16 protein-coding genes and 1 pseudogene are annotated in these 19515 nt (G+C 54.0%); 11 read left to right on the top strand and 6 right to left on the bottom strand.

Annotated features, from left to right (window positions below):
• Positions 1–17 precede the first annotated feature (17 nt).
• The 6 genes from sbnA to IFT47_RS17695 all read left to right on the top strand — a co-directional run bounded on the left by sbnA (position 18) and on the right by IFT47_RS17695 (position 7070).
• On the top strand, positions 18–989 hold the full coding sequence (gene sbnA / locus IFT47_RS17720; RefSeq protein ID WP_192173715.1) for a 2,3-diaminopropionate biosynthesis protein SbnA: 972 nt from the start codon (positions 18–20) through the stop codon (positions 987–989).
• Complete coding sequence (gene sbnB / locus IFT47_RS17715; protein ID WP_192173714.1) at positions 986–2002, top strand: 2,3-diaminopropionate biosynthesis protein SbnB; 1017 nt, start codon at positions 986–988, stop codon at positions 2000–2002. The genes sbnA and sbnB overlap by 4 nt, the downstream gene beginning before the upstream one ends.
• Positions 2003–2007: 5 nt before the next feature.
• Entirely contained in the window at positions 2008–3057 is a 1050-nt protein-coding gene (locus IFT47_RS17710) for a threonine ammonia-lyase (protein WP_192173713.1), read from the top strand.
• 1876 nt (positions 3058–4933) lie between these two features.
• On the top strand, positions 4934–5236 hold the full coding sequence (locus IFT47_RS17705; RefSeq protein ID WP_241090298.1) for a transposase: 303 nt from the start codon (positions 4934–4936) through the stop codon (positions 5234–5236).
• A gap of 111 nt (positions 5237–5347) precedes the next feature.
• Positions 5348–5506, top strand: a complete 159-nt coding sequence (locus IFT47_RS28195; RefSeq protein ID WP_192173829.1) for an antitoxin Xre/MbcA/ParS toxin-binding domain-containing protein — start codon at positions 5348–5350, stop codon at positions 5504–5506.
• Positions 5507–6242: 736 nt separating this feature from the next.
• Complete coding sequence (locus IFT47_RS17695) at positions 6243–7070, top strand: hypothetical protein (RefSeq protein WP_192173712.1); 828 nt, start codon at positions 6243–6245, stop codon at positions 7068–7070.
• A 1306-nt stretch (positions 7071–8376) separates the two neighbouring features.
• On the opposite strand, the gene IFT47_RS17690 is transcribed toward IFT47_RS17695, so the two are convergent.
• Positions 8377–8889, bottom strand: a complete 513-nt coding sequence (locus IFT47_RS17690; protein WP_192173711.1) for a phage protein NinX family protein — start codon at positions 8887–8889, stop codon at positions 8377–8379.
• A 175-nt stretch (positions 8890–9064) separates the two neighbouring features.
• On the opposite strand from IFT47_RS17690, the gene IFT47_RS17685 reads away from it, so the two are divergent.
• Positions 9065–9856, top strand: a complete 792-nt coding sequence (locus IFT47_RS17685) for a hypothetical protein (RefSeq protein ID WP_192173710.1) — start codon at positions 9065–9067, stop codon at positions 9854–9856.
• A gap of 126 nt (positions 9857–9982) precedes the next feature.
• Here the strand turns inward: IFT47_RS17685 and IFT47_RS17680 are convergent, their stop codons facing one another.
• From IFT47_RS17680 to IFT47_RS27975, 5 genes are all read right to left on the bottom strand, one after another.
• On the bottom strand, positions 9983–10174 hold the full coding sequence (locus tag IFT47_RS17680; protein WP_192173709.1) for a hypothetical protein: 192 nt from the start codon (positions 10172–10174) through the stop codon (positions 9983–9985).
• Complete coding sequence (locus IFT47_RS17675) at positions 10164–10715, bottom strand: hypothetical protein (RefSeq protein ID WP_192173708.1); 552 nt, start codon at positions 10713–10715, stop codon at positions 10164–10166. The genes IFT47_RS17680 and IFT47_RS17675 overlap by 11 nt, the downstream gene beginning before the upstream one ends.
• 407 nt (positions 10716–11122) lie before the next feature.
• Positions 11123–11377, bottom strand: a complete 255-nt coding sequence (locus IFT47_RS17670) for a hypothetical protein (protein ID WP_192173707.1) — start codon at positions 11375–11377, stop codon at positions 11123–11125.
• 862 nt (positions 11378–12239) lie between these two features.
• A complete protein-coding gene (locus tag IFT47_RS17665) occupies positions 12240–12998 on the bottom strand; it encodes an SIR2 family NAD-dependent protein deacylase (RefSeq protein ID WP_192173706.1) in 759 nt (252 codons plus the stop codon).
• Between the two features lie 55 nt (positions 12999–13053).
• Positions 13054–13434, bottom strand: coding sequence for an antitoxin Xre/MbcA/ParS toxin-binding domain-containing protein (locus tag IFT47_RS27975; protein WP_192173705.1), 381 nt, complete (start codon positions 13432–13434; stop codon positions 13054–13056).
• 710 nt (positions 13435–14144) lie between these two features.
• Here IFT47_RS27975 and IFT47_RS17655 point away from each other — a divergent pair.
• The 4 genes and pseudogenes from IFT47_RS17655 (at position 14145) to IFT47_RS17640 (ending at position 19513) form a co-directional block, all read left to right on the top strand.
• Positions 14145–14429 (top strand): helix-turn-helix domain-containing protein, encoded by a 285-nt coding sequence (locus IFT47_RS17655; RefSeq protein ID WP_192173704.1) that lies wholly within the window; start codon positions 14145–14147, stop codon positions 14427–14429.
• A gap of 244 nt (positions 14430–14673) precedes the next feature.
• Positions 14674–15836, top strand: a pseudogene (locus tag IFT47_RS17650) (type I restriction-modification enzyme R subunit C-terminal domain-containing protein); the annotation flags it as partial.
• Positions 15837–15872: 36 nt separating this feature from the next.
• Positions 15873–17648, top strand: coding sequence for a class I SAM-dependent DNA methyltransferase (locus IFT47_RS17645; RefSeq protein WP_192173703.1), 1776 nt, complete (start codon positions 15873–15875; stop codon positions 17646–17648).
• Positions 17648–19513: a restriction endonuclease subunit S gene (locus IFT47_RS17640; protein ID WP_192173702.1), complete on the top strand. Its 1866-nt coding sequence runs from the start codon at positions 17648–17650 to the stop codon at positions 19511–19513. Before IFT47_RS17645 ends, IFT47_RS17640 begins: the two co-directional genes overlap by 1 nt.
• Positions 19514–19515: the final 2 nt, after the last annotated feature.

Raw genomic sequence — 19515 nt, 5'->3', positions numbered from 1 at the left:
TATACCAGGAGGTTGCCATGTTAACCAATACTTCGCTTGATCTGATCATGCGTGACGTTTTTCTGGAACTGCCGGATTTTGTGCCGGGCAGTCGTACCGTGTTGAAACTCGAAGGGCACCATATAACCGGGTCGATCAAGATAAAGCCGGCCATAGCGTTGATCGAGGCCGCCGAAGCCCGCGGGCTGGCGATACCCGGTGTGACCACCTTTATCGAGTCCTCGTCAGGCAACCTGGGCGTCGCGATGAGTTGTGTGTGCGCAAGCAAAGGCTACGGATTCATTTGCGTCACAGACCCCATGGCGACACAAGCCAATCTCAAGGCCATCCACGCCTATGGCGGGCGTACGATTATTGTCGACGGACGAGATGCCAACGGGGGCTTTGTGGGCACACGTATCGAAACCATACGGCAGATGTGCGCCGAGGACCCGACATGCATCTGGCTCAATCAATACGAACATCCTGCCAACACTCAGGCTCATCGCGACCAGACCGCCCAGGAAATACTGCGGACCTTTCCCGCGCCAGAATGGCTATTTATCGGGGTCGGGACGTCTGGCACGTTCATGGGCTGCGCTGAGGCATTCAAGCAAGCCTCACCAGCCACCCGTTTGGTGGCAGTGGACCCCCTCGGGTCCGTCAGCTTTAACGGATCGCCCGGAAAACGGCTTATCCCCGGGATTGGTGCCAGCCAGAAACCCAAGCTACTGGATGCATCCCAGGCTGACTTTGTGGTTTCAGTGAACGAGCGCGATACGATTGCCACCTGCCGTGATGTCGCTAGGCGCTACGGCATTCTGCTGGGTGGCTCATCGGGATCAACGCTGGCGGCCATTACCGCGCTCTCGGCGCAGATAAAACGCGGTAGCACCTTAGTAGTCATTGCCCCCGACTTGGGCGAAAAATACCTCGACACCATTTACGATGATGCGTGGGTCAATCGACATTTCGCCCCTGAACACCAAGCCGTGGAGCTGTCGTCATGAGCGCCGCCGGGTTTGCCATTGTCAGTGGAGCTGCCATCGAAGGCATTCTGTTGGGACAGCACCATCAGGTAATAGACGTGATTACAAACGCCTATCAACTGCATGGCCAGGGGCATTCGGTGAACCCCGACAGCTACTTCCTGCGGTTTGCACAAAAACCAGACGCTCGCATCATTGCGCTGCCCGCGTACCTCGCAGGCGACGTCGACACCGCTGGATTGAAGTGGATTTCCAGCTTTCCGGGAAACATCCAGCACAACCTTCAGCGCGCCTCAGCAGTGCTGATACTCAATAACTTCGCAACCGGCTACCCACGAGCGCTCCTAGAGGCCTCCTTGATCAGCGCACACCGCACCGCCGCCTCGGCCGCGCTTGGGGCCGGGGCGCTAACCCACGGTAGTCGCAGCGTGCGCAAGATCGGCATTATCGGGGCAGGGGTGATCGCCCGCCAAACACTCGATTACCTGTTCGCCGATGGTTGGTCGGCGAAGGAGATCGCGATTCATGACCTGAGGGCGCAGGATGCCGACCGCTTTGCCCAATGGGTGAATGAAAAGGGCGGGCAAGCGGCCTATGCAGTCGACGATGCACGGGCAAGCTGTGAGCACGCGCAACTGATTGTTTTGGCGACGACGGCCGCATCGCCGTACTTGATAGAGCCCGGCCTGTTCGCCCATGCCCCGACGGTATTGAACATCTCGCTGCGCGATATAGACCCCGCCTTGATCTTAGCCGCGCAAAATGTGCTGGACGATGTCGATCATTGTTTAAAAGCGAATACGTCACCGCACCTCGCTGAGATAAAGACCGGCAACCGGGCGTTTGTCGCCGGCACGTTGCATGACGTGCTGACTCAGCGCCTGTTACCTGACCCTGATCGGGCGCGCATCTTTTCCCCATTTGGCCTTGGCGTGCTGGACATCGCACTTGGTAACTTCGTGCTGAAGGCTGCACGCGCGAATGGGGCTGCCGTAGAAATAGATAACTTTTTTGCCAGTACCGCACGGTGGTGAGCCTGATGACAGTGACTAATCTGCAAGCTGGGGGCGCGCGCTGGTCATCAGCACTTGACCTTGCTGCCGTTCACCGCGCTGCGCGCCGTCTGGAGGGCTTCATCCTGCATACCCCGGTACTTGAGTCACACGCACTGAATCTGGCCGTCGGCGCTAAGGTTATGGTCAAGGCAGAGTCATTGCAGAGCGGCGGATCATTCAAGTTTCGTGGTGCACTTAACGCGCTCCTGGCACAAGAGCAACGCCCCAGAGAGGTAGTGGCCTATTCTTCCGGCAATCATGCTATAGGCGTCGCGATGGCAGGCAAGCTTATGTCGATACCCGTTACCGTCGTTATGCCTCATGACAGCCCTGCGATCAAACTGGCAAAAGTACGAGAAGCCGGTGCTGGCGTCGTGTTCTATGACCGAGGCCGTGATGATCGTAATGCAATCGCTGAGCAACTTTGTACAACGAAACGAGCCCTGCTAATCCCCTCATTCGACAATGCCGATGTGATTGCGGGCCAAGCCACCGTAGCCCTGGAGTTAATCGATAGCGTGCAGGCAAAGGGCTACGCCCTGGAGCATATATTTGTGCCCTGTGGGGGAGGGGGGTTAGTAGCGGGCAGCTGCATTGCCGCCGGCCACGCAGAGCAGCAGTGCTCAATTATTGCGGTTGAACCAATAGGTTACGACCGAGTTGGGCGTGCTCGTCGCTTCGAGCTTCCCGAGCGAAATATTGCCACATGTGGATCAATTTGCGACGCACTGTTGACGGCGATGCCTAGCAGGCTGCTCTTGAATTTGTCTGAATTCAACGCATTGGGTACATCGTGCGTTGATGATGATCAGGTAGCTTACGCAGTGCGTTTCGCATATCAGGAGATGGGGCTGGTGCTCGAGCCTTCTGGCGCGATTGCACTAGCGACAGTGCTTACGGCCCCAGCAGAAATAAAAGGTAAATTAATCGGGGTCATTTGCTCCGGCGCAAATGTTGATAAGGATCTCCATGCAAATTGCTTGGTGGAAGGGCGGCTCGCCTCAAAATCTCCTTTCGAGAAAACACCGAATTAAACATATGGCGACGGGTAGGTGATAGATACCCGGGGATACTAAACGGAGTTATTTATGCTGCTGTCGTACTTTAAATATCTTATTCTTCCATTATCACTTCCGCTGACTCTGAGTATTTTTTTAACTTTAGAAATCGTCAAAAACTATGATAAGCCTAACAACTACAAACACTCCTCATTAAAAACAAAGCGCGCCTTAAAAAACATAAAAACAGAGGGTGAACTTAAAAAAACTCTACCTCCAATTTAATATATCTCAATAACATTTAGACACATTTTTATGCGGTTGAATAATTACTAGAACGTACTTGGAGGGCGATGTTAAGAAAATGAATGCAGAAAAGGCATGATCCGATATTCACATCCCCATAAGCTTGAGGCGTTTGATCGATCGGGGGGTGGAGTAAGGGCTCATTTCCATCAGCTCAAAACCTTGAACCTTGAATTGTGCCTATAAAAAATCTCCTCCATACTAAGGCGGCGATCACCACCGAAGGTGGCCAGCGCCATCGTGACTGGGGTTCCGTGGGCTGAATAATTCGACAAAGCACCTATCTGGCTCTAGTCCGGCGGGGACTACTTCGACGGTGGTGGAAGTGCGAATCGTTGAAGAGATGCTGCTGCAGCTACGCGAGAACTTTGTGCTCTGATGCCCAATGACATTAAACCCGAACCGAGCTCGTTTCCTTGTGGCTGGTGGGAGACGGGGTAGCCTGATGGACTGCCATCTCTGGTATGCCGAATTGTAGTGGTCAGGATATCCGATATAGATCCCTGTATGCCTCTATATAGACGCGCCAGTGAGCACTGAAAGCACCATATCACCCCACCTGATCACATGAAGCCTAATTACTATCCAAGGATTATCAGCTCTGTAACTCAAAAAATCAAAGCTGGAACTAGTGCAGGGATGTCATCTCGAACTCTGGTTCCCTTGGAATCCCCGTATTCTCTAGCTTAGCTTATAAATCAGGCGGAAATTGGAGAGATGCTGGGCAGGCCCGGGATTGGAGGCAGCTCCATCCCGCGAACCAACGGACTGACCAAACTAGGGCTTGGATGAAGGGTTATCATTTAAGTCATTTGGCCAAGCAAGTCCAAGATTGGAGGCAGGCCGATCCTATGAGCCAACTGACTGACCAAGCAGGAGCCTTGATGGAGGGAAATCAAACAGGTCCTCTGGCTGAGCAAGTCCGGATTTTAAGCAGGATCGATCATTTGAGTCAGCTGGCTGACCAGGCGAAGGCTTGGCTGACGGGCGATCACTTGGAGCTGGCCCGCCAAATGCTCCCTGGGGAGCTGAAGTTCAAAGCACTGCTAAGCGAGCTTGCCTCCCGCTCGTCTGAGATCGTGGATGCACCTGCGTACGCGAGCGACTTGGAGCAGATTTTCGCCGGAGAGATTGAATCTGTTTCGGTCGGGGACTTGTACGTCGCTGATATAAGACCTGAAGCTAATACAAAGCCGACGCTCTCTGGGGCGCCCACATGGCTACCGTACCTGTGGCTACTTTGCATAGTGCCTGTTAGATGTGCTGACTCACTGGGAAGACGTGCGACAGGGGTTAGTAGACATCAATGAGCGAAGACCAGAAGCGTATTCGTTTGCAAGCCTAAGGCGCTTCATAAGCTCCAATCTGACGGGCAAACCAGGCGATGTTACGTTTCTTAACTGGCTCTGATGTCCGCATGCGAGTAGCGCGCGGGATGAAGTCCGAGGTGCTAATGACCCTCCCTAAATACGCGCCCGTGGTGGTTTTAGAAAAGGAAGATCGCACCTGGCTCTACGTTTCATATGAGCACGAATGAACGGGCTTAATGATTTTGGACATCTCAATCGGGCGCTAAGATAGCGCCCAAATCCGAGGTGTTATGGGCATGCGTACTTCTTACTCGAACGAATTCAAACTCAAAGCAGCGGCCATGGTGCTGGACGAGGGACAATCGGTCCCTGAGGTCTGCGACAACCTCAGCATTGGCCGAACCGCGCTGCGTCGCTGGGTCGAACAGGTGCGTGCGGAGCGCCAAGGCGCGACGCCTGTGGGCGCCAAGGCGATTACCGCCGAGCAACAGGAAATACAGCGACTCAAGACATTGCTAAGGCAGAAGGACCGGGATATCGAAATCCTAAAAAAGGCCAGTGCTCTCCTGCTTTCGGACTCCAAAGATCATTCGAACTGATCAGCGAGCTGGGCGAGCACTACGGCGTTCACGATTGTTGCCGCGCGCTGGGAGTCAATCGCAGCAGTTTTTACGCCTGGCGCCAGCGGCAGGGCGTCGTAAACCGCACCTGTGCGAGGCTTAGGGACAAAAAAAGCCGTAGACCAATGGTTTGTTCATCCTGCTCGCGCGCTCAATTATCAGCCACCGTGTCACCTGCTATCGACCTCCCAAGGATATCGGCATGTCCTGGATCTGTTAGCCCAAATCGAATACGGCGTTTACGTATAATCCGTCGACATCAATTGCCAAATCATCTTTCGCGTCGTTTCTGTGCTCCTGTCTAAGCGCGTGTGAGGAACTCGGTACAGGGCACAGGATGGTCAGTTCGACTTCGCTTTGCAGCCTGAAGAGCATGGAGCTTCTATCTGCGTAGTGAAGATTAGAGCCCGAACAAGTTCTAATGCTTCAGCAGAAGTCTAGTCGGAATCTTCCTCGTTGAAGGACACCTTTGTGTCATTCAGATCGGACGGCGCTAGATGCCCGACGGGGATCTGATCCCGGATGCTATCTGAAAGGCTTTGAGTCTTATTCTTGCGTCCTGAAACTGCGAAAAGTCGCCTGGACCCGTGCCCTGGCAGCGTGATTTTCGTAACCGCTTGTACTTTTTTTCGACAAAAATTTTGTCTCTGAATTCGATTAATCCGCTTAGCTTCGGTAGGCATTTGACGAGCAGGCTAAAAGTGATAATGCTGCTGCGAATTTGTTCGCGTCGTAAGGAGATGCCACTTCCTGAACCATTGTCGCTTTCGGAAACTTTTTACTGCCATAAGAAAACACTGATTTTAATGCGGCAGCCCTTGATTTTACAGCATCGTTTTCACCTCGACAGATTTCGCTATAAGAACGAACAGCAACTGAACGAAATGTGGCCGCTGGACAGTCTGAACTGCCAATGCGATGATGAGTTGTCAGCGTCGATGTGTCGGACGCAATCATTCATGTTGTTTCTGGTTTGGAATTGCCTATGCGCGTGCCTATGTCTGCCTCCAATGAATATGTCGTATATCTCCACCGTGGCGTTTTTTCTTCTTTGTTATTGGTCAGTTTTGTTTGGTGCCTCTACGCCTTGAGAGCCAATCCGCTTGAGATGTTGGAAAGCTGGGATTTTTGGGGCATGGTTAAAGTCACCTATGTCATTGGTTTTAGTGCTGTGTTCTGGCCTATGATCTACATTGAGGGGGTTGACTACATTTACTCCCGCATGGGGAAAAATGGCAGGCAAAACTTGGAACATTCCAAATCGCTTCAGAAGGATCTGGTAGTCGCGACTCTCACTGCACTGGCTCTTGCGTGTATTTATTGGCTCGATTCCGTCAGCTATGGCCTTACAGGAATCGATATCGCGTTCGTTGGTTTACCGCTGCTAGTTAACGCTTTGTATACACTGGTGCAGTGCACTAGAGTTAAGATCGCCGGAGAGCCTGTGAGAAAGAAGGCGATTTTTATCAATTTCTGCTTTGTCTTTGCTTTTATCGCAGTCACGTTTCGTTTGCTGATCAACAACTCTTCTGGGGAGTTGGAGTCTGATCAAGCTCTCTTCTTTCAGGTGACGGTAGTGCTGTGCGGGCTGCACTTCTTTCTGACAACCAACTTTATGCATATGGCTTGGCGCCAGGGACGAATTGAAACTTCTGCGTTCAAGCACTACTTTTTTAATCAAGTGATCAAATCCAAAAATGGCTGGTACAACATAATGGAAGCAGAGATGGTGCATCTGAATCGCCGCCTGCGGATCCGCAAGGCAAAATATGCTCAAGAGATGCGCAAACGGCAGAAGAAAAAAAGAAGCTAACCCGCCGTCCGCTAATCGTGGTAATCAAGTTTTTAAGCGCGTAAGAAGCCCGAAGCCTCCGGCGAGAGCCGCGTAGTTTTTCTCATCGGAGCAAATACCCTGCCTCCTTCAGACTCCGGCTCGGCAATCTCCCTAGGGATTGCCCCGGCCGCCGTGGATGGCAATCTGGGCTCGAACAATTTATCCGTAAATATCCTGCTAACCATGACTTATATTCGCAGAGATATATCTGGATATTTTGTTTCGCTTGAGCTTCGGATCAGTGCCTCCAGCAGCTTTACCTCGCGGGCCTCCTCGCGTGAATGCCAACCCCCATGGCTCACGGGCCCACTTACCATGGCGTGGATCACTCCAGATCCACTGCAATTAGAGGCTCGGTGGGTGCCAACGCTGAAGGGGATCAACTCAAAAATTCTATGAAAGATTCTGTTACAGTTTATATCCACCCCAAGCACGTATTCTGCAGTGTGGACCAACAGTTCATCAACTTTCCAGAGGTCAAACCAGGTGTTAGGTTTTCCTAAAAGTACAGGAGGGCGGCCCGGTAACTGGTCGCCAGAGGCGAGTGAAGCGCTTGGAGAAGCGCGGGTTATGTTTGCTCGCTAAGCATTTCTCGTTGTAATGGCAATTGACTAGCAGCTTGAGGCTGCGATGCTGACATCAGGACGCCGGCCGTGAGTCTTCTCGGATCAAGGTCAATTTACTTAGTGAGTTCTGGTGTCGTTGCCACCCATTCACTCTTTCCCAAAAAGGTGCTCAGGTGAGTGATCCTCAAAGCTCTCAGCTGCGTTAGGTTCTTCCCCCTACGTTCTTATATCTCCCTCCGGTCTCGCTGCTGGTAGAGGTCATCTTCGGGCTTGCAGCGTTGGAGCGGGTATATGAGGACAATCCTCAGGTTACTGCACGCTGGCCCAGCTATAAGAGTCTGAAAAAAAGGTTTCTGGGGCAAATTTTTAGCGCTCCCACCAGGCCGTCCAGCCTGCGTTCATTGTATGAAATGGAAGGGGATATGCGGGCAGCCGGGTTCACCGCACCTGGCGTCGTCTGGCGACCCCACTGCGAGTGGACCTCGTTACCCAAACAAGGCCTGCTGAGGGATCACCGCTCCATCGCGATGTGGACAGCACGGCTAGATTGCAACCCTGAGCTGGCAGTCAGCTTGGTCAATCTTCCAGGTATGAGCGATCGGATAGCGAGCGCCACTATGGTCCCATTCCGCCCCCGTGCTCGCTGCGTCCAGAGCAGACATAGAGCGCGCCTTTTCCCGCAGCGATGTCCTTCAACACCTGGAGCATGAGAGGCGACATTAGCCGCATACTCGTTTTTTCATAATCCCTCCTTCTGCCGTGATGAGTTCCAAAGGCACACGGACCATCGGCGCGTTCGACTTACCAACTTGGGTCTTGGCGATGATGAAGCGCTGGCCTGCGATCAGCATTGTCGGCCCGGTAAGGTAGCTGAGCGCCAACTCAGTGTAGGGAACGCCATACGCGCTCCATTCGACCGAATGGCCGGTGGCGCGGAAACGGCAGGCCTGTGCCAGCCAGAGCCCGGGGCCGGCATGGCCGGGGTTATCGATGTAGCGCAATTGGATCTTTTCGCGTTCCAACAGGGGGGGGCCGTCGATAGCGTTTGTGGAGGGCGAGTAGATGCCCTTGTACTCGTTGAGTACCGGGCAGTGGCGGATGTAGGTTCCGTCAAACTCCACTGGCGCGCCTTCTGAGCGGGCGGTCAGCCAATCGATCATTTGGGCCGAGAGTTCTGATACAGGCACTTCTGCCAGCTGGTCTGCGCCTCGCTGGAGCGTCTTGGTGGTCATGCAGGTGGCCTCGGCTTGTTGGTTTAAACAAAGCTTGAGGCATGTCCGGGTGTGCCATCGAGAGCGCACATAACTTTCTCAGACCCTAGCCTCGGCTTCGGGAATCGATAGACTGTTCAAAAGTGTGGTGTCCAAGGGCTGGAACCATGAGGAGAGCGACTATTGAGCACCGACTATGGAAGATGATCGCGCTATAGAGCTGTACGCATCGTTTCGCAAGAACATCCGGGATAAGCTAATTACAACAATTGTTTCTGGGCCCAACCTTTCTGGCGGAAAACCGATGCCGGGAATGACGCTGGGGATGTATCAGCAATCTGTCTCAGACTTCCTCAGAGAGCTTGCGAATAGCACGAACGATTTTCGCGGCTGGATCAACACGCTGGCTGCCTGGGCACCGGTCTACAACGCATGCGATCAAGATGAACGACTTAGCTTGATCAAGGAGCATATTTCACCATACTCAGCACTTGTGCTGGGTGCTCCCCAAGCTCTAAAAGGCCGAATTATGTTCGCAGCCGCCACGTCTTGTGGACTGGCAAACCACCAGCTCACTCCCTCGCTGCCCGGCCTACAATGGAACGGGTCGAAGTTCCTCACGATGGCGGTTGCTTCCAAAATTGGTCAGCCCTGGATCAATTGGCGGCGACTAGCTCCAATTCTCGGAGAGTTGGGCCACGGACCTATTTCGGAAGGCACTGACGACTACCGTAATCAGAGAGAGCACGGCCACCCGCGCAATATCGGGATAGGAATAACGACCTATGTTTCTGTGGAGGAACATTCTGAGGGCCGAACATTGGAGTTCGGCTTGAAACAAGCTATACCGCTCGAGACGGTGATCGAGGTCGCAGTTGGTCAACATGCCGTGGCAGTCAAGGCCTATGAGGCTCTGTGCGACCTTGCCCAGGAGCAATTTGGCGCTCTTATGGCGGCGGCTCGCGCCACGCCGGTTCCCAATGCTTGAAACTGGTCTAGATCCCGGAGCAGAAACGTGGAGTCCTGCTGGTGTCTACCGCCTTTTCATGCAGTGTCTGCTTGCATATTGCCCAAAAAAAACCGGGCAAAGCCCGATTCTTCTTTCAGAATTTAATCAGCAGCGTGGCGACAGATCGTCACCTAGAACGCGTTTGATGGACTTGCCGGCAAAGGCGGAGCCTTCCACCTTGCTAAAGGCTTCAATTGCAGCGGCGTCGAAAAAGCTGCGGTACTTGGGCGACTTGTGCAGGCGCGTCAGTTTCGCTTTGGCTTGTGCTTTAACTGTGCTATTGACTTTAGTGGTCATTTTCGGATACCTCGTCGTTGTCCTCATAATAGTCTCGGGTCAAGTCGTAAGCAAGACCGATACCTTGATGATGCAAGAAGCCCTCACGCTGGTAGGCCTCGCGGGCTTCTGGGATAGGGTCGTCAATCACCACATAGGTCAGCTCCAGCAGCACGCCGTAATTTCGCACTGCGCTGAGCCCCAATGGCGCCACATAGCCTCGCGTGAGAAAAGTGTCGTCAGGATTGCGCTCGATGTAGAGGACAAAAATCTTCTCGCGGCTGTCTTTAGGTGATGCCCAACACATGCCGGCCAGCGTTCCGTCATACCAGATCGCGACATCGATGGCCTTGTAGTGAGCCGGTCGGTTCTTCCAGGTCAACACCCGCTCCCAGCCGAAGTCGTAGGGTGTAAGCCAGTCCTCGTATTGGGCAATCGCTTCCGCATCGATTTCTCGCAGAGTAAGCAGTTCTGGGTGATAGTTCAGCGCGCGAGCCGCCATTTCCTCTACTGCGAGTTCGCGGGACGCCTGCTGGTACGCCCTTAGTGTTTCAAGTTCCAAGCTTGGTGCCTATGCCAGTTGAGTGGACGCCAAACGCTGGCAGCGCATGGCGGGCTTGTGATGGTAATCGGTGCCTGTGCATGTGCTCTCAAGCAAGATGACGGCCTGCGCGGTCACTGCTTGGTCGCTTTGCTTGTTGATGGCTCCGGTTAGACCTTCGCACATCTCGACTACGTATTTCGGGGCCTTCTACTGAGGATTTCGGTCGCAAGCGCCGCGCGCGTGGCGCTTTGAGAGTGCTTGCTTGATGATGCCAGAGTAGGGCTCGTAGTCCTTCTGTCCTTGCATACAGCCCTCCTGCGTCACACCAATGATTAGGATTCTGGATAGTCATGCAACGGGGGCTACCGTGCCGGCGAAACGCAACGAGTTTACCAGTGGGTATCTTGAACAACTTACCTGCGTTATCAAGGGACCGAATGTTGCTCCAGCTGCTTGCCACCGTAGAAGCCAAGTTCGCTCATATGGAAATTGCCAGCGTAGTTGCCTGAGCTGCCGAAATTACAGCGACAAAAGCCATTTCGCCCGTTCACCGAAGTAACAGTCATCCAGAACGGCAGCATGTAGCTCTTCGCCTTTACCTCATCCTGGGCGTACATGATGGCACAAAGCATTGCCTGAGATTTAAGTACGGCGGGGCTGTCTTGAATGGCATGGTTCATTGCGTTGACCCCCCTCGGAGTTAGATGGATCAATCTTCGCGGCGAAGCTCAGGTGTCACAGGCAGCCCAACCTACGGGCCGAGACTAGATGCGCAGGTAGTGCCGAGAGGATTGCGAAATTGGGAAGAGTGGGGACGCGGTATCGACTGTCAAGCCACATTGGGCTCTCAGCCGGACCCCACGCAGATCATCACGGAACTCCCACGCATGCGCGGAAAAAGCTCAGGACGGGCACGGGCTTCGATCAACCGGTTTTGTCGTCGTAAGCTGGTGCTGGAGTGGACTTGTTCTGGGCGACCATTGCGGTGACTTGCTTGTGCAAGGCCGCCTGTAGATCAGGCGTGAGTGCGTCGAAAAGGCCGGGAAAGGTTTTCTCAGCGGATTTGTTCAAACCTCAACATGGCTATACATCGTTCGAAGTATTTTCTCAAGACTTGACCACTCTGTAAGTTTAATCCTCGAGCGCGGCTTTATGTCATCTCAGCGCTCTTCGTTTACGAGCAGCTTACCACCAGTGATAGATACTCCTGATCCAGTCCCCGGTATTCACAAAGCTCGGCGAGTAGGGGTACATCTGACCGCCGCAGAAATTCATCCCTCCTAAGCGCGTCCGGTCCATCATTCCTAGTAATAGAATGTTACTCGTGCCCTGGCTAGTCCAGCATTTACTATTGAGCGTTGCAACAGATCAGGACTACAAGGCGCTGACCTGGGTGCCCCCTGTTTAGGTCAGAAATGATCAACTATTGCTACCGAGACAATTGGCGATCATTGGTCTCGAGCAATACTGCTGGATATATTCCTCGCTCGCCACGCGCAAATGTCTGGATGTGTTTATAAGGTAGGCGCTGCAGTTTTCTGATTAGATTCCACAAGCAGCACTTAGAAGGGCAGGAAGTGCCTCACTAGCTTTCCCAACAATCATAAGCTTATTTGCCGTACCAATAGATACATTGACCAGGTTCACGTGAATGACGACGGCTCCAGAAGAGAGCGCTATGTGTGGGATCTCTGCCGCTGGCGTGCCGACGCCAGATGTGCCTACAGAAACAAGCACGTCGCAGCTTTCGGATGTTTTGACAGCAGACTTCCACACAGCGGGGGAAAGATCCTCACCGAACCAAGTGATGCTTGGGCGAAGTCTGCCATTGCACCGAGGGCACCTGGGCGGATCGTGCTCGACGGCATGCTGAAAATCATACTGGCAGACCTGCAACTCAGCACTCCGACCGCATGCGAAGCATTTGGGTGTTATGAGACTTCCGAGAAGATGTGCGACATCTGCCGACCCGGCCCGCTCGTGTAAGTCGTCGATATTTTGCGTGATCATAGCTACGGTCCGATCGGTGCTTGCTAAACGTTGTATCGCTAAATGAGCAGCATTTGGCTTCGCTTGACTCATCTGATTACGCCGCCACAGATAAAACCCCCAGACCAGAGCAGGGTTTTCGCGAAAGGCCTTAGCTGTCTCCAGTTTCTCGGGATCGTGAGTGGACCAAACCCTGGTCAGCTTGTCACGAAACGTAGGAATTCCACTCTCCGCTGAAATACCAGCGCCGGTAAAAAACACAATGTTTTTCGCCGCCTTCAACGCCGCAACTGCCCGATCCGCATCAGGCATACAGGGGCCTCTTTCGAAAGAAGGGATGGGTTACGTGATTGGCTTTCGACTGCATCTAAACGTATACCCCGTGCTGAATCTGTGAGAGATAACGCTCAACCGTAGTGAACCCAACTGACGTTTCGATGAGCTCAACTGGCATGAGTCCCGATAAATGCCTAGGTGATCGGCACAGCCAGTCTTCTGCCATCGCCTGTGTACCTAAAACCGTAATCGCGTGCTCAAGCGTCTTCGCGAACTGGAATGCCATTGCGCTTTGTTGGGCATTCAGCCGATCCATTCCCAAGCCAGACTTCAGCAGGAGATTGACCTTCCGCTGAGACTTCCCTGTTATCAGCCTGATCACATTTCGCTTCGTGTACAGCGTCGAACTGGAAAGCATCATTTGCACGTCCTGCAGCGCAAACCCTTCTAGGACGAGTTTCACAAGAGCCACGTCCCCAAGCTCCTCAAGTGGGCGCTTTGTCAGCGTCTCTGTCGGTCTCCGAGCCTGGCGAGCTCTGGGAGTAGAGTCCGGTACTAGATCTTTCATCGCACACCTTGCAGGTTTAGAAGGGTAGCCTGCTACAGGATCCAACCTTTGCGGCTTACACACTGATGGCGAACACGCTATCGGGATTTCTTGAGGTCAGTTGCAGCGTCGAAGATCACCTGTATCAACGTGGCATTGTCCAAAACGCCCGACCCAGAAAGGGCATAGCAGTTACCCCCCTCCACCTCGAATGCTTCACATGGACCGCCTAAGCTGGGGGATTCGAGGACAGATATTTTTTTGACGGGCTCCATAAGCCAGCGATGAGTACCGTTCATGTGAGCAGGGGTGACAATTTGGACCTGCTGAACCCTAATTCGAGAGGTTTCACGACGCACTAGAGACGCTACGTCCTGTGCGTGCTGAATCATTAGCATGCATGTATCCGGTTCGACCGCGCCTACCCGAACCACGCTCAGGTAAAACCACGGGTACATGAGTTCCTGCTCAACGTATGGCCAGATTTGTGTTTCGCCACATTGAGGATTGAGGTCGGGTAACTGAATCTCAGAGCTTCGGTAGGTAGTGAACATAAGCCCTCCAAAATGAACACTATAGATTGTAGCTCTATAGGGCTCAAGAAGGCTTCATCGTTCTCTTTGTGAGCCTGAAAATTGGAACTGAACATCGCGTTTGGGCAGGTCCTTCGGGATATCCGCAAGCAAAGGGGCCTTACCCAAGAAGATTTCTCGGACGTAAGTAGCAGAACGTATCTGAGCACGCTGGAGCGTGGGTTGAAGTGCCCGACCATTGACAAGGTAGCGCAGTTGGCTGAGGTCCTGAGCGTCCACCCTGCCACACTCATCACGGCAGCATTTCTCGCCCAAGAACGTGCGGTCGCTCGTAAGGAGCTGCTCCATCAAATCGACGCGGAACTTGAGAAGCTCGGCATGCTTTAGTCAGCGGATGCATCAATTAGCCGGAGTGGGGGGCGGCGCTGATTGAAAATTAATCCACCCTGTCGATTGAAAGACCCAAGGCGGCTTGCCGATTTTGATACTGGCGATTGTGGATAGGGCTGGCAGGTGGTCTGGGGCTTGTACCTATGGAGACGGCAGCAGGCCAAGCAGGCGATGCCAAATGCCGCCCGTTTGGCAATTCGCAGACTGGCATCAGCAGACCGGCAGGTTTGTGTGGTACCTACCCCTCGCCAAGACGATTGTCTTCTGCGACGACCAAGATCACGCCGAGCGCATGCGACAGGAGCTCGTTAAGCTCACCCGGCCGCTGTCAGCAATCGCCGCTACGTGATGCGCATCACCGGTGATGACAACGAAGGTAAAGCGCAGCTTTCGTACTTCATCGATAATGACGAGCCTTACCCCGTCATTGCCACCACCTCCAAGCTGCTTACTACCGGAGTGGATGCCAAGACCTGTAAGCTCATCGTTTTGGACCAAAACATCAACTCAATGACCGAGTTCAAGCAGATCATCGGTCGCGGCACCCGCCTGCGTGAGGATTACCACAAGCTTTACTTCACCATCATGGACTTTAAGGGCGCCACGCGGCTATTCGCCGACGCGGATTTTGACGGCGAGCCGGTGGTGATCTACGAGCCCAAGGCCGACGACCCAGTGCTACCGCCAGAAGTTACAGAAGGTCCCGGCACTGGTGAATCTGAACCACCACCCCATGGTTCTGACACAGGAGATGCTGATGACACCCCGCCCGGCGGCAGCAAGGGAGACGGCGACAGAGAGAGTCGCATCAAGTACGTGATTGACGACGTAAACGTGCGTGTCGCGGTTGAGCGCTCGCGATATCTAGACGCCGACGGCAAGCTCATCACAGAGGACTACCGCGTCCGACTCAAAAACGATATCAAGGAGGCACTCCAGGCTGAGTTCGGTAGCCTCACTGAATTCGTACGTCGCTGGAACAGCGCGGAGCGCAAGCAAGCTGTGCTCGAAGAACTGAGCGGTCAAGGTGCACCGCTGAAAATCCTGCAACAAGCCGTGCCCAACGGCGTAGAATTCGATGCTTTTGATTTGGTTGCCCACGTTGCCTTCAACCAGAAACCGCTCACCCGTCATGAGCGCGCCAGCAATGTTAAGAAGCGCGATGTGTTTAGCAAGTATGGGGAACAAGCTCGCGCGGTGCTCGAGGCTCTGCTCGACAAATTTGCCGATCACGGCGTGCAAGACATTGAAGACACCAAGGTGCTGGAGTTGCCGCCCTTCGATCAGTTCGGCAGCAAGACGCAGATCAGGCGCGGCATCTTTGGCAGCATTGAGCAGTACACCCAAGCCGTGCGAGTGCTTGAACAGGCGCTCTATGAGCAGAACGAACAGAAACAGGGCTGAGCCAAACCTCAGGCCGTGTAACACGAGAAGAGCCAGATGAATCTCAGCAGTACCATCAAGACCATCCAGGACATCATGCGCAAGGATGATGGCGTCGATGGTGACGCGCAGCGTCTGGGCCAGCTCACCTGGATGCTTTTTCTCAAGGTCTTTGACCAGCGCGAGGAAGAGTGGGAGGACGACAACCCTAGGTACAAGTCTCCATTGCCTGAGCGCATGCGCTGGCGTCACTGGGCAGCCTTGGTACCCGGTGCAGATGGTAAGAAAGCACCACAGAAGACCCCGAGCAAAATCATCAGCTTCGTGAATAACGAGCTGTTCCCCACGCTTAAGGAGCTCGATGCCAACGCCAGCGCCCAGCACAAAGTGATTCGCAGCGTCTTTGAAGATGCCAACAACTACATGAAATCGGGCACCCAACTGCTGGCCGTGATCGAAAAGCTGGAAGAAGCTATCAACTTCCACGACTTTAAGACCCGCGCCAACTTGGGCGATGTGTATGAGCAACTGCTCAATGACCTGCGTGGTGCCGGCAATGCAGGCGAGTTTTACACTCCACGGGCTATAACCCAGTTCATGGCTGACCGCGTGAACCCCAATCTTGCGCAGCGCGAAACCGTGATGGACCCGGCCTGCGGTACTGGTGGATTCCTGACGGCAGCTATCGGCCACTTCCGCAATCAGATCACTACCAAGTCCAGTTCAGCCGACAATGCTGCCATCGAAACGCTGATACGCGGTATTGAGAAGAAGCAGCTGCCTCACTTGCTGTGCACCACCAACATGCTGCTGCACGGTATCGATGTTCCAAGCCAGATCGAGCACAAAAACACCTTAGGCATCGGCTGGAACGAATGGCGCGCCAACAACAAGGTCGATTGCATCATCACCAATCCTCCCTTCGGAGGCTATGAAGATGATGGCGTCGGCAGCGACTACCCGACCGACCTGCGCACGCGGGAAACGGCCGACATGTTCATGGCGCTCATCATCAAGAAGTTGCTGACGGAAAACGGCCGCGCCGCCGTGGTGCTGCCCGACGGCTTCCTGTTCGGCGAAGGCACCAAGGCGACGCTGAAAAGACTGTTGCTCTGCGAATGCAAGCTGCATACCATCGTGCGCCTGCCTAAGGGAGTGTTTGCACCCTACACCACTATCAAGACCAACCTGCTCTTCTTCACCAAGGGCGCAGTAGCGGATGACGGTACCGAACACTTCCACACCGACACCATCTGGTATTACGAGCATCCGTACCCGCTAGGCTACAAGAGCTACAGCAAGACCAAGCCCATCCGCTTTGAGGAATTCAAGCCCGAGCAGGAGTGGTGGGGTAGTGAAACGAACGATTTTGCTGACCGGGTGGAAAACGAATTTGCCTGGAAGATAGACTTCAAAACCAAGCGCGAACAGGCCGAAGCCGCCGCTCAGCCGCACTGGCAACGCGCCGAACAGTTGGGCAACGAAGCCAGTACTCTCGAAAACCGTATCCGCGACCTGCGTGACTCCATCAAGGGCGTGACAGACGGCAGACAGCGCAAACTGGTCGAGGATGAGATTGATACCCTACGCATCCAGGCTGACCACTTGCGCCTTCAAGCCCGTGATGCCCAGACCGCCGGCGACCAGCTTTACTGGCCCATCTATAATCTGGACCTGAAGAATCCCAACGCACCGGAGGAAGAGAGCCACGACCCCGACGTGCTGCTGGACAAATATAAGGCTTTGCTTGGCCAGATCGAAGAAACCGAGAACCGCCTGACAAGTGAACTCGCTGCCGCGCTGGCACACCACTTCGTCGGCGAGGACGCTTGATGGATGCGCAGCAGTTTTTGGCTGAATGTAGACACATTGCGAATGCACCGGGGGGCGTGACGCGGTTGCGGGAGCTGGTGCAGCGTTTGGCTATTCAGGGGCGGTTGGTCCCGCAAAATGATTTGGATGAGCCAGCAGAAGACTTTCTGACAAGGGTATTAGGGCAGGTACGGCCAGCGGCGCGGCGACGATCCAGAACAACAACCTCAGCATCTATCAAACGCACTACGAACTTACCCACCGGTTGGACATCAACATCGCTGGATCGCCTTGCCAACCCGCAAGCTGGATTTGCGTTCAAGGCCAATCTTTTTAATCAGAATGGTACAGGACTACCCATCATTCGAGTACGGGATGTCGGTCTCAGCGCTCCTGCAACCTACTACTCTGGTGAATATAGAGACGAGTTTCTCGTTGCTCGTGGTGACTGGCTGGTGGCAATGGATGGTGACTTTCGCATTGCGGTGTGGGACGCTGAAACAGCGCTGTTAAATCAACGAGTCTCAAGGCTTCGCTTCTACTCCAATGAAATCAATAGGAAGTACGTTTGCATTGCTTTGCAATTTGAATTGAGAAAGCTCCAAGGCGTTAAGAACTATACGACAGTAGATCATCTTTCTGGCTTGCAGATAGCAGAGTCGGAAATTGCGTTGCCTCCCCTCGAGGAGCAATTCCGAATCGTCGCCAAGGTCGATGAGCTGATGGCCTTATGTGACCTGTTAGAAGCGCAGCAGCAAGAGCGCCACAAACTGCAGAACCCGTTGCGCCAGTCTATCCTGCAAGCTCTCGCCAATGCCCAAGCCCCACATGAGCTCCAGCAAAGTTCGCAACGCCTGCAAGCCAACTTCGAATACTTGTTTAGCGTATCGGGGGACGTTCGACTTTTCCGCGACGTGCTTTTCGATCTCGGGTTGCGAGGCATGCTCTTGCCCGAGTCAAAGCTGACTGTGCGAGATGACTCTTCGAGCGAAGAGTTTGGTCCGCTCCCCACGGGATGGGAATGGAAGAAACTAGCTGATCTGTCCGAGTACATCACGAGCGGATCACGCGGCTGGAAGACACACATGACGAGCACGGGCGATTCGTTCATCCGTTCCCAGGACATCCGGCAGGATGCTCTGATCTTCGAATCTCCCGCCTTCGTCACATTGCCGGAGCGGATAGAAGGAAAAAGAACCTTGGTTCGCGCGGGTGACCTTTTGCTTACCATCACCGGTGGGAACGTCGGCCGATGTGCAGTTGTTCCAGAACTGCCAAACAAAGCCTACGTCAGCCAACACGTTGCTCTGATTCGGTTGCACGAACCGGGCTGGTCCGAGTTCATGCACTTCTGGATGATCAACGCCTTTGGCGGGCGAGCCTTCTTGGCCCGCTATATCTATGGAGACAAGCCCGGTTTGAACCTTGCTCAGGTAGGTAGCGTCCCGATGCCTGTTCCACCCGCGTCTGTCGTTCCCGAGATACTGACAAGCCTTCGCAGGCATCAAGCGCTATGTGATGAGCTTGCGAAGCAACTCGATGCCAAGTGCGACCTCGCAGCACGACTCAGTATTGCCACCGTCGTAGCCCTCACCGGCATCACCGTCCCGCAGGAAGAGGAAGGCCCCGTGAAAGTCCCGCAAACCGAGCTCATCGCCCCGCTGCGCCTGGGCACTATGCCTAAAGTGAAGGACCAGGCCCCGCTGGCCACCATCTTAGCCCGCCACAACGGCGAGTTGTCCGCCCGCGACTTGTGGCAGCGTTTTGGCGGCGAGATTGATGCTTTCTACGCGCAGCTGAAAACCGAGGTAACGCACGGATGGATTGCCGAGCCTTCAGTGGCCGAGGTGCGGGAAAAAATCGTTAATGAAACAGCGGAGGACTGACC

It is taken from the genome of Pseudomonas sp. CFBP 13711 (genome assembly GCF_014842265.1).
Taxonomy (GTDB): Bacteria; Pseudomonadota; Gammaproteobacteria; order Pseudomonadales; family Pseudomonadaceae; genus Aquipseudomonas.
The sequence above is the reverse complement of the archived record's forward strand: the minus strand, read 5'-3'. Positions and strand labels throughout refer to the sequence as shown.

Coding starts and splice junctions, on each gene's coding strand:
- sbnA (WP_192173715.1), top strand. CDS start 18: ATGTTAACCAATACTTCGCTTGATCTGATCATGCGTGACGTTTTTCTG.
- sbnB (WP_192173714.1), top strand. CDS start 986: ATGAGCGCCGCCGGGTTTGCCATTGTCAGTGGAGCTGCCATCGAAGGC.
- IFT47_RS17710 (WP_192173713.1), top strand. CDS start 2,008: ATGACAGTGACTAATCTGCAAGCTGGGGGCGCGCGCTGGTCATCAGCA.
- IFT47_RS17705 (WP_241090298.1), top strand. CDS start 4,934: ATGCGTACTTCTTACTCGAACGAATTCAAACTCAAAGCAGCGGCCATG.
- IFT47_RS17695 (WP_192173712.1), top strand. CDS start 6,243: ATGCGCGTGCCTATGTCTGCCTCCAATGAATATGTCGTATATCTCCAC.
- IFT47_RS17690 (WP_192173711.1), bottom strand. CDS start 8,889: ATGACCACCAAGACGCTCCAGCGAGGCGCAGACCAGCTGGCAGAAGTG.
- IFT47_RS17685 (WP_192173710.1), top strand. CDS start 9,065: ATGGAAGATGATCGCGCTATAGAGCTGTACGCATCGTTTCGCAAGAAC.
- IFT47_RS17680 (WP_192173709.1), bottom strand. CDS start 10,174: ATGACCACTAAAGTCAATAGCACAGTTAAAGCACAAGCCAAAGCGAAA.
- IFT47_RS17670 (WP_192173707.1), bottom strand. CDS start 11,377: ATGAACCATGCCATTCAAGACAGCCCCGCCGTACTTAAATCTCAGGCA.
- IFT47_RS17665 (WP_192173706.1), bottom strand. CDS start 12,998: ATGCCTGATGCGGATCGGGCAGTTGCGGCGTTGAAGGCGGCGAAAAAC.
- IFT47_RS17645 (WP_192173703.1), top strand. CDS start 15,873: ATGAATCTCAGCAGTACCATCAAGACCATCCAGGACATCATGCGCAAG.
- IFT47_RS17640 (WP_192173702.1), top strand. CDS start 17,648: ATGGATGCGCAGCAGTTTTTGGCTGAATGTAGACACATTGCGAATGCA.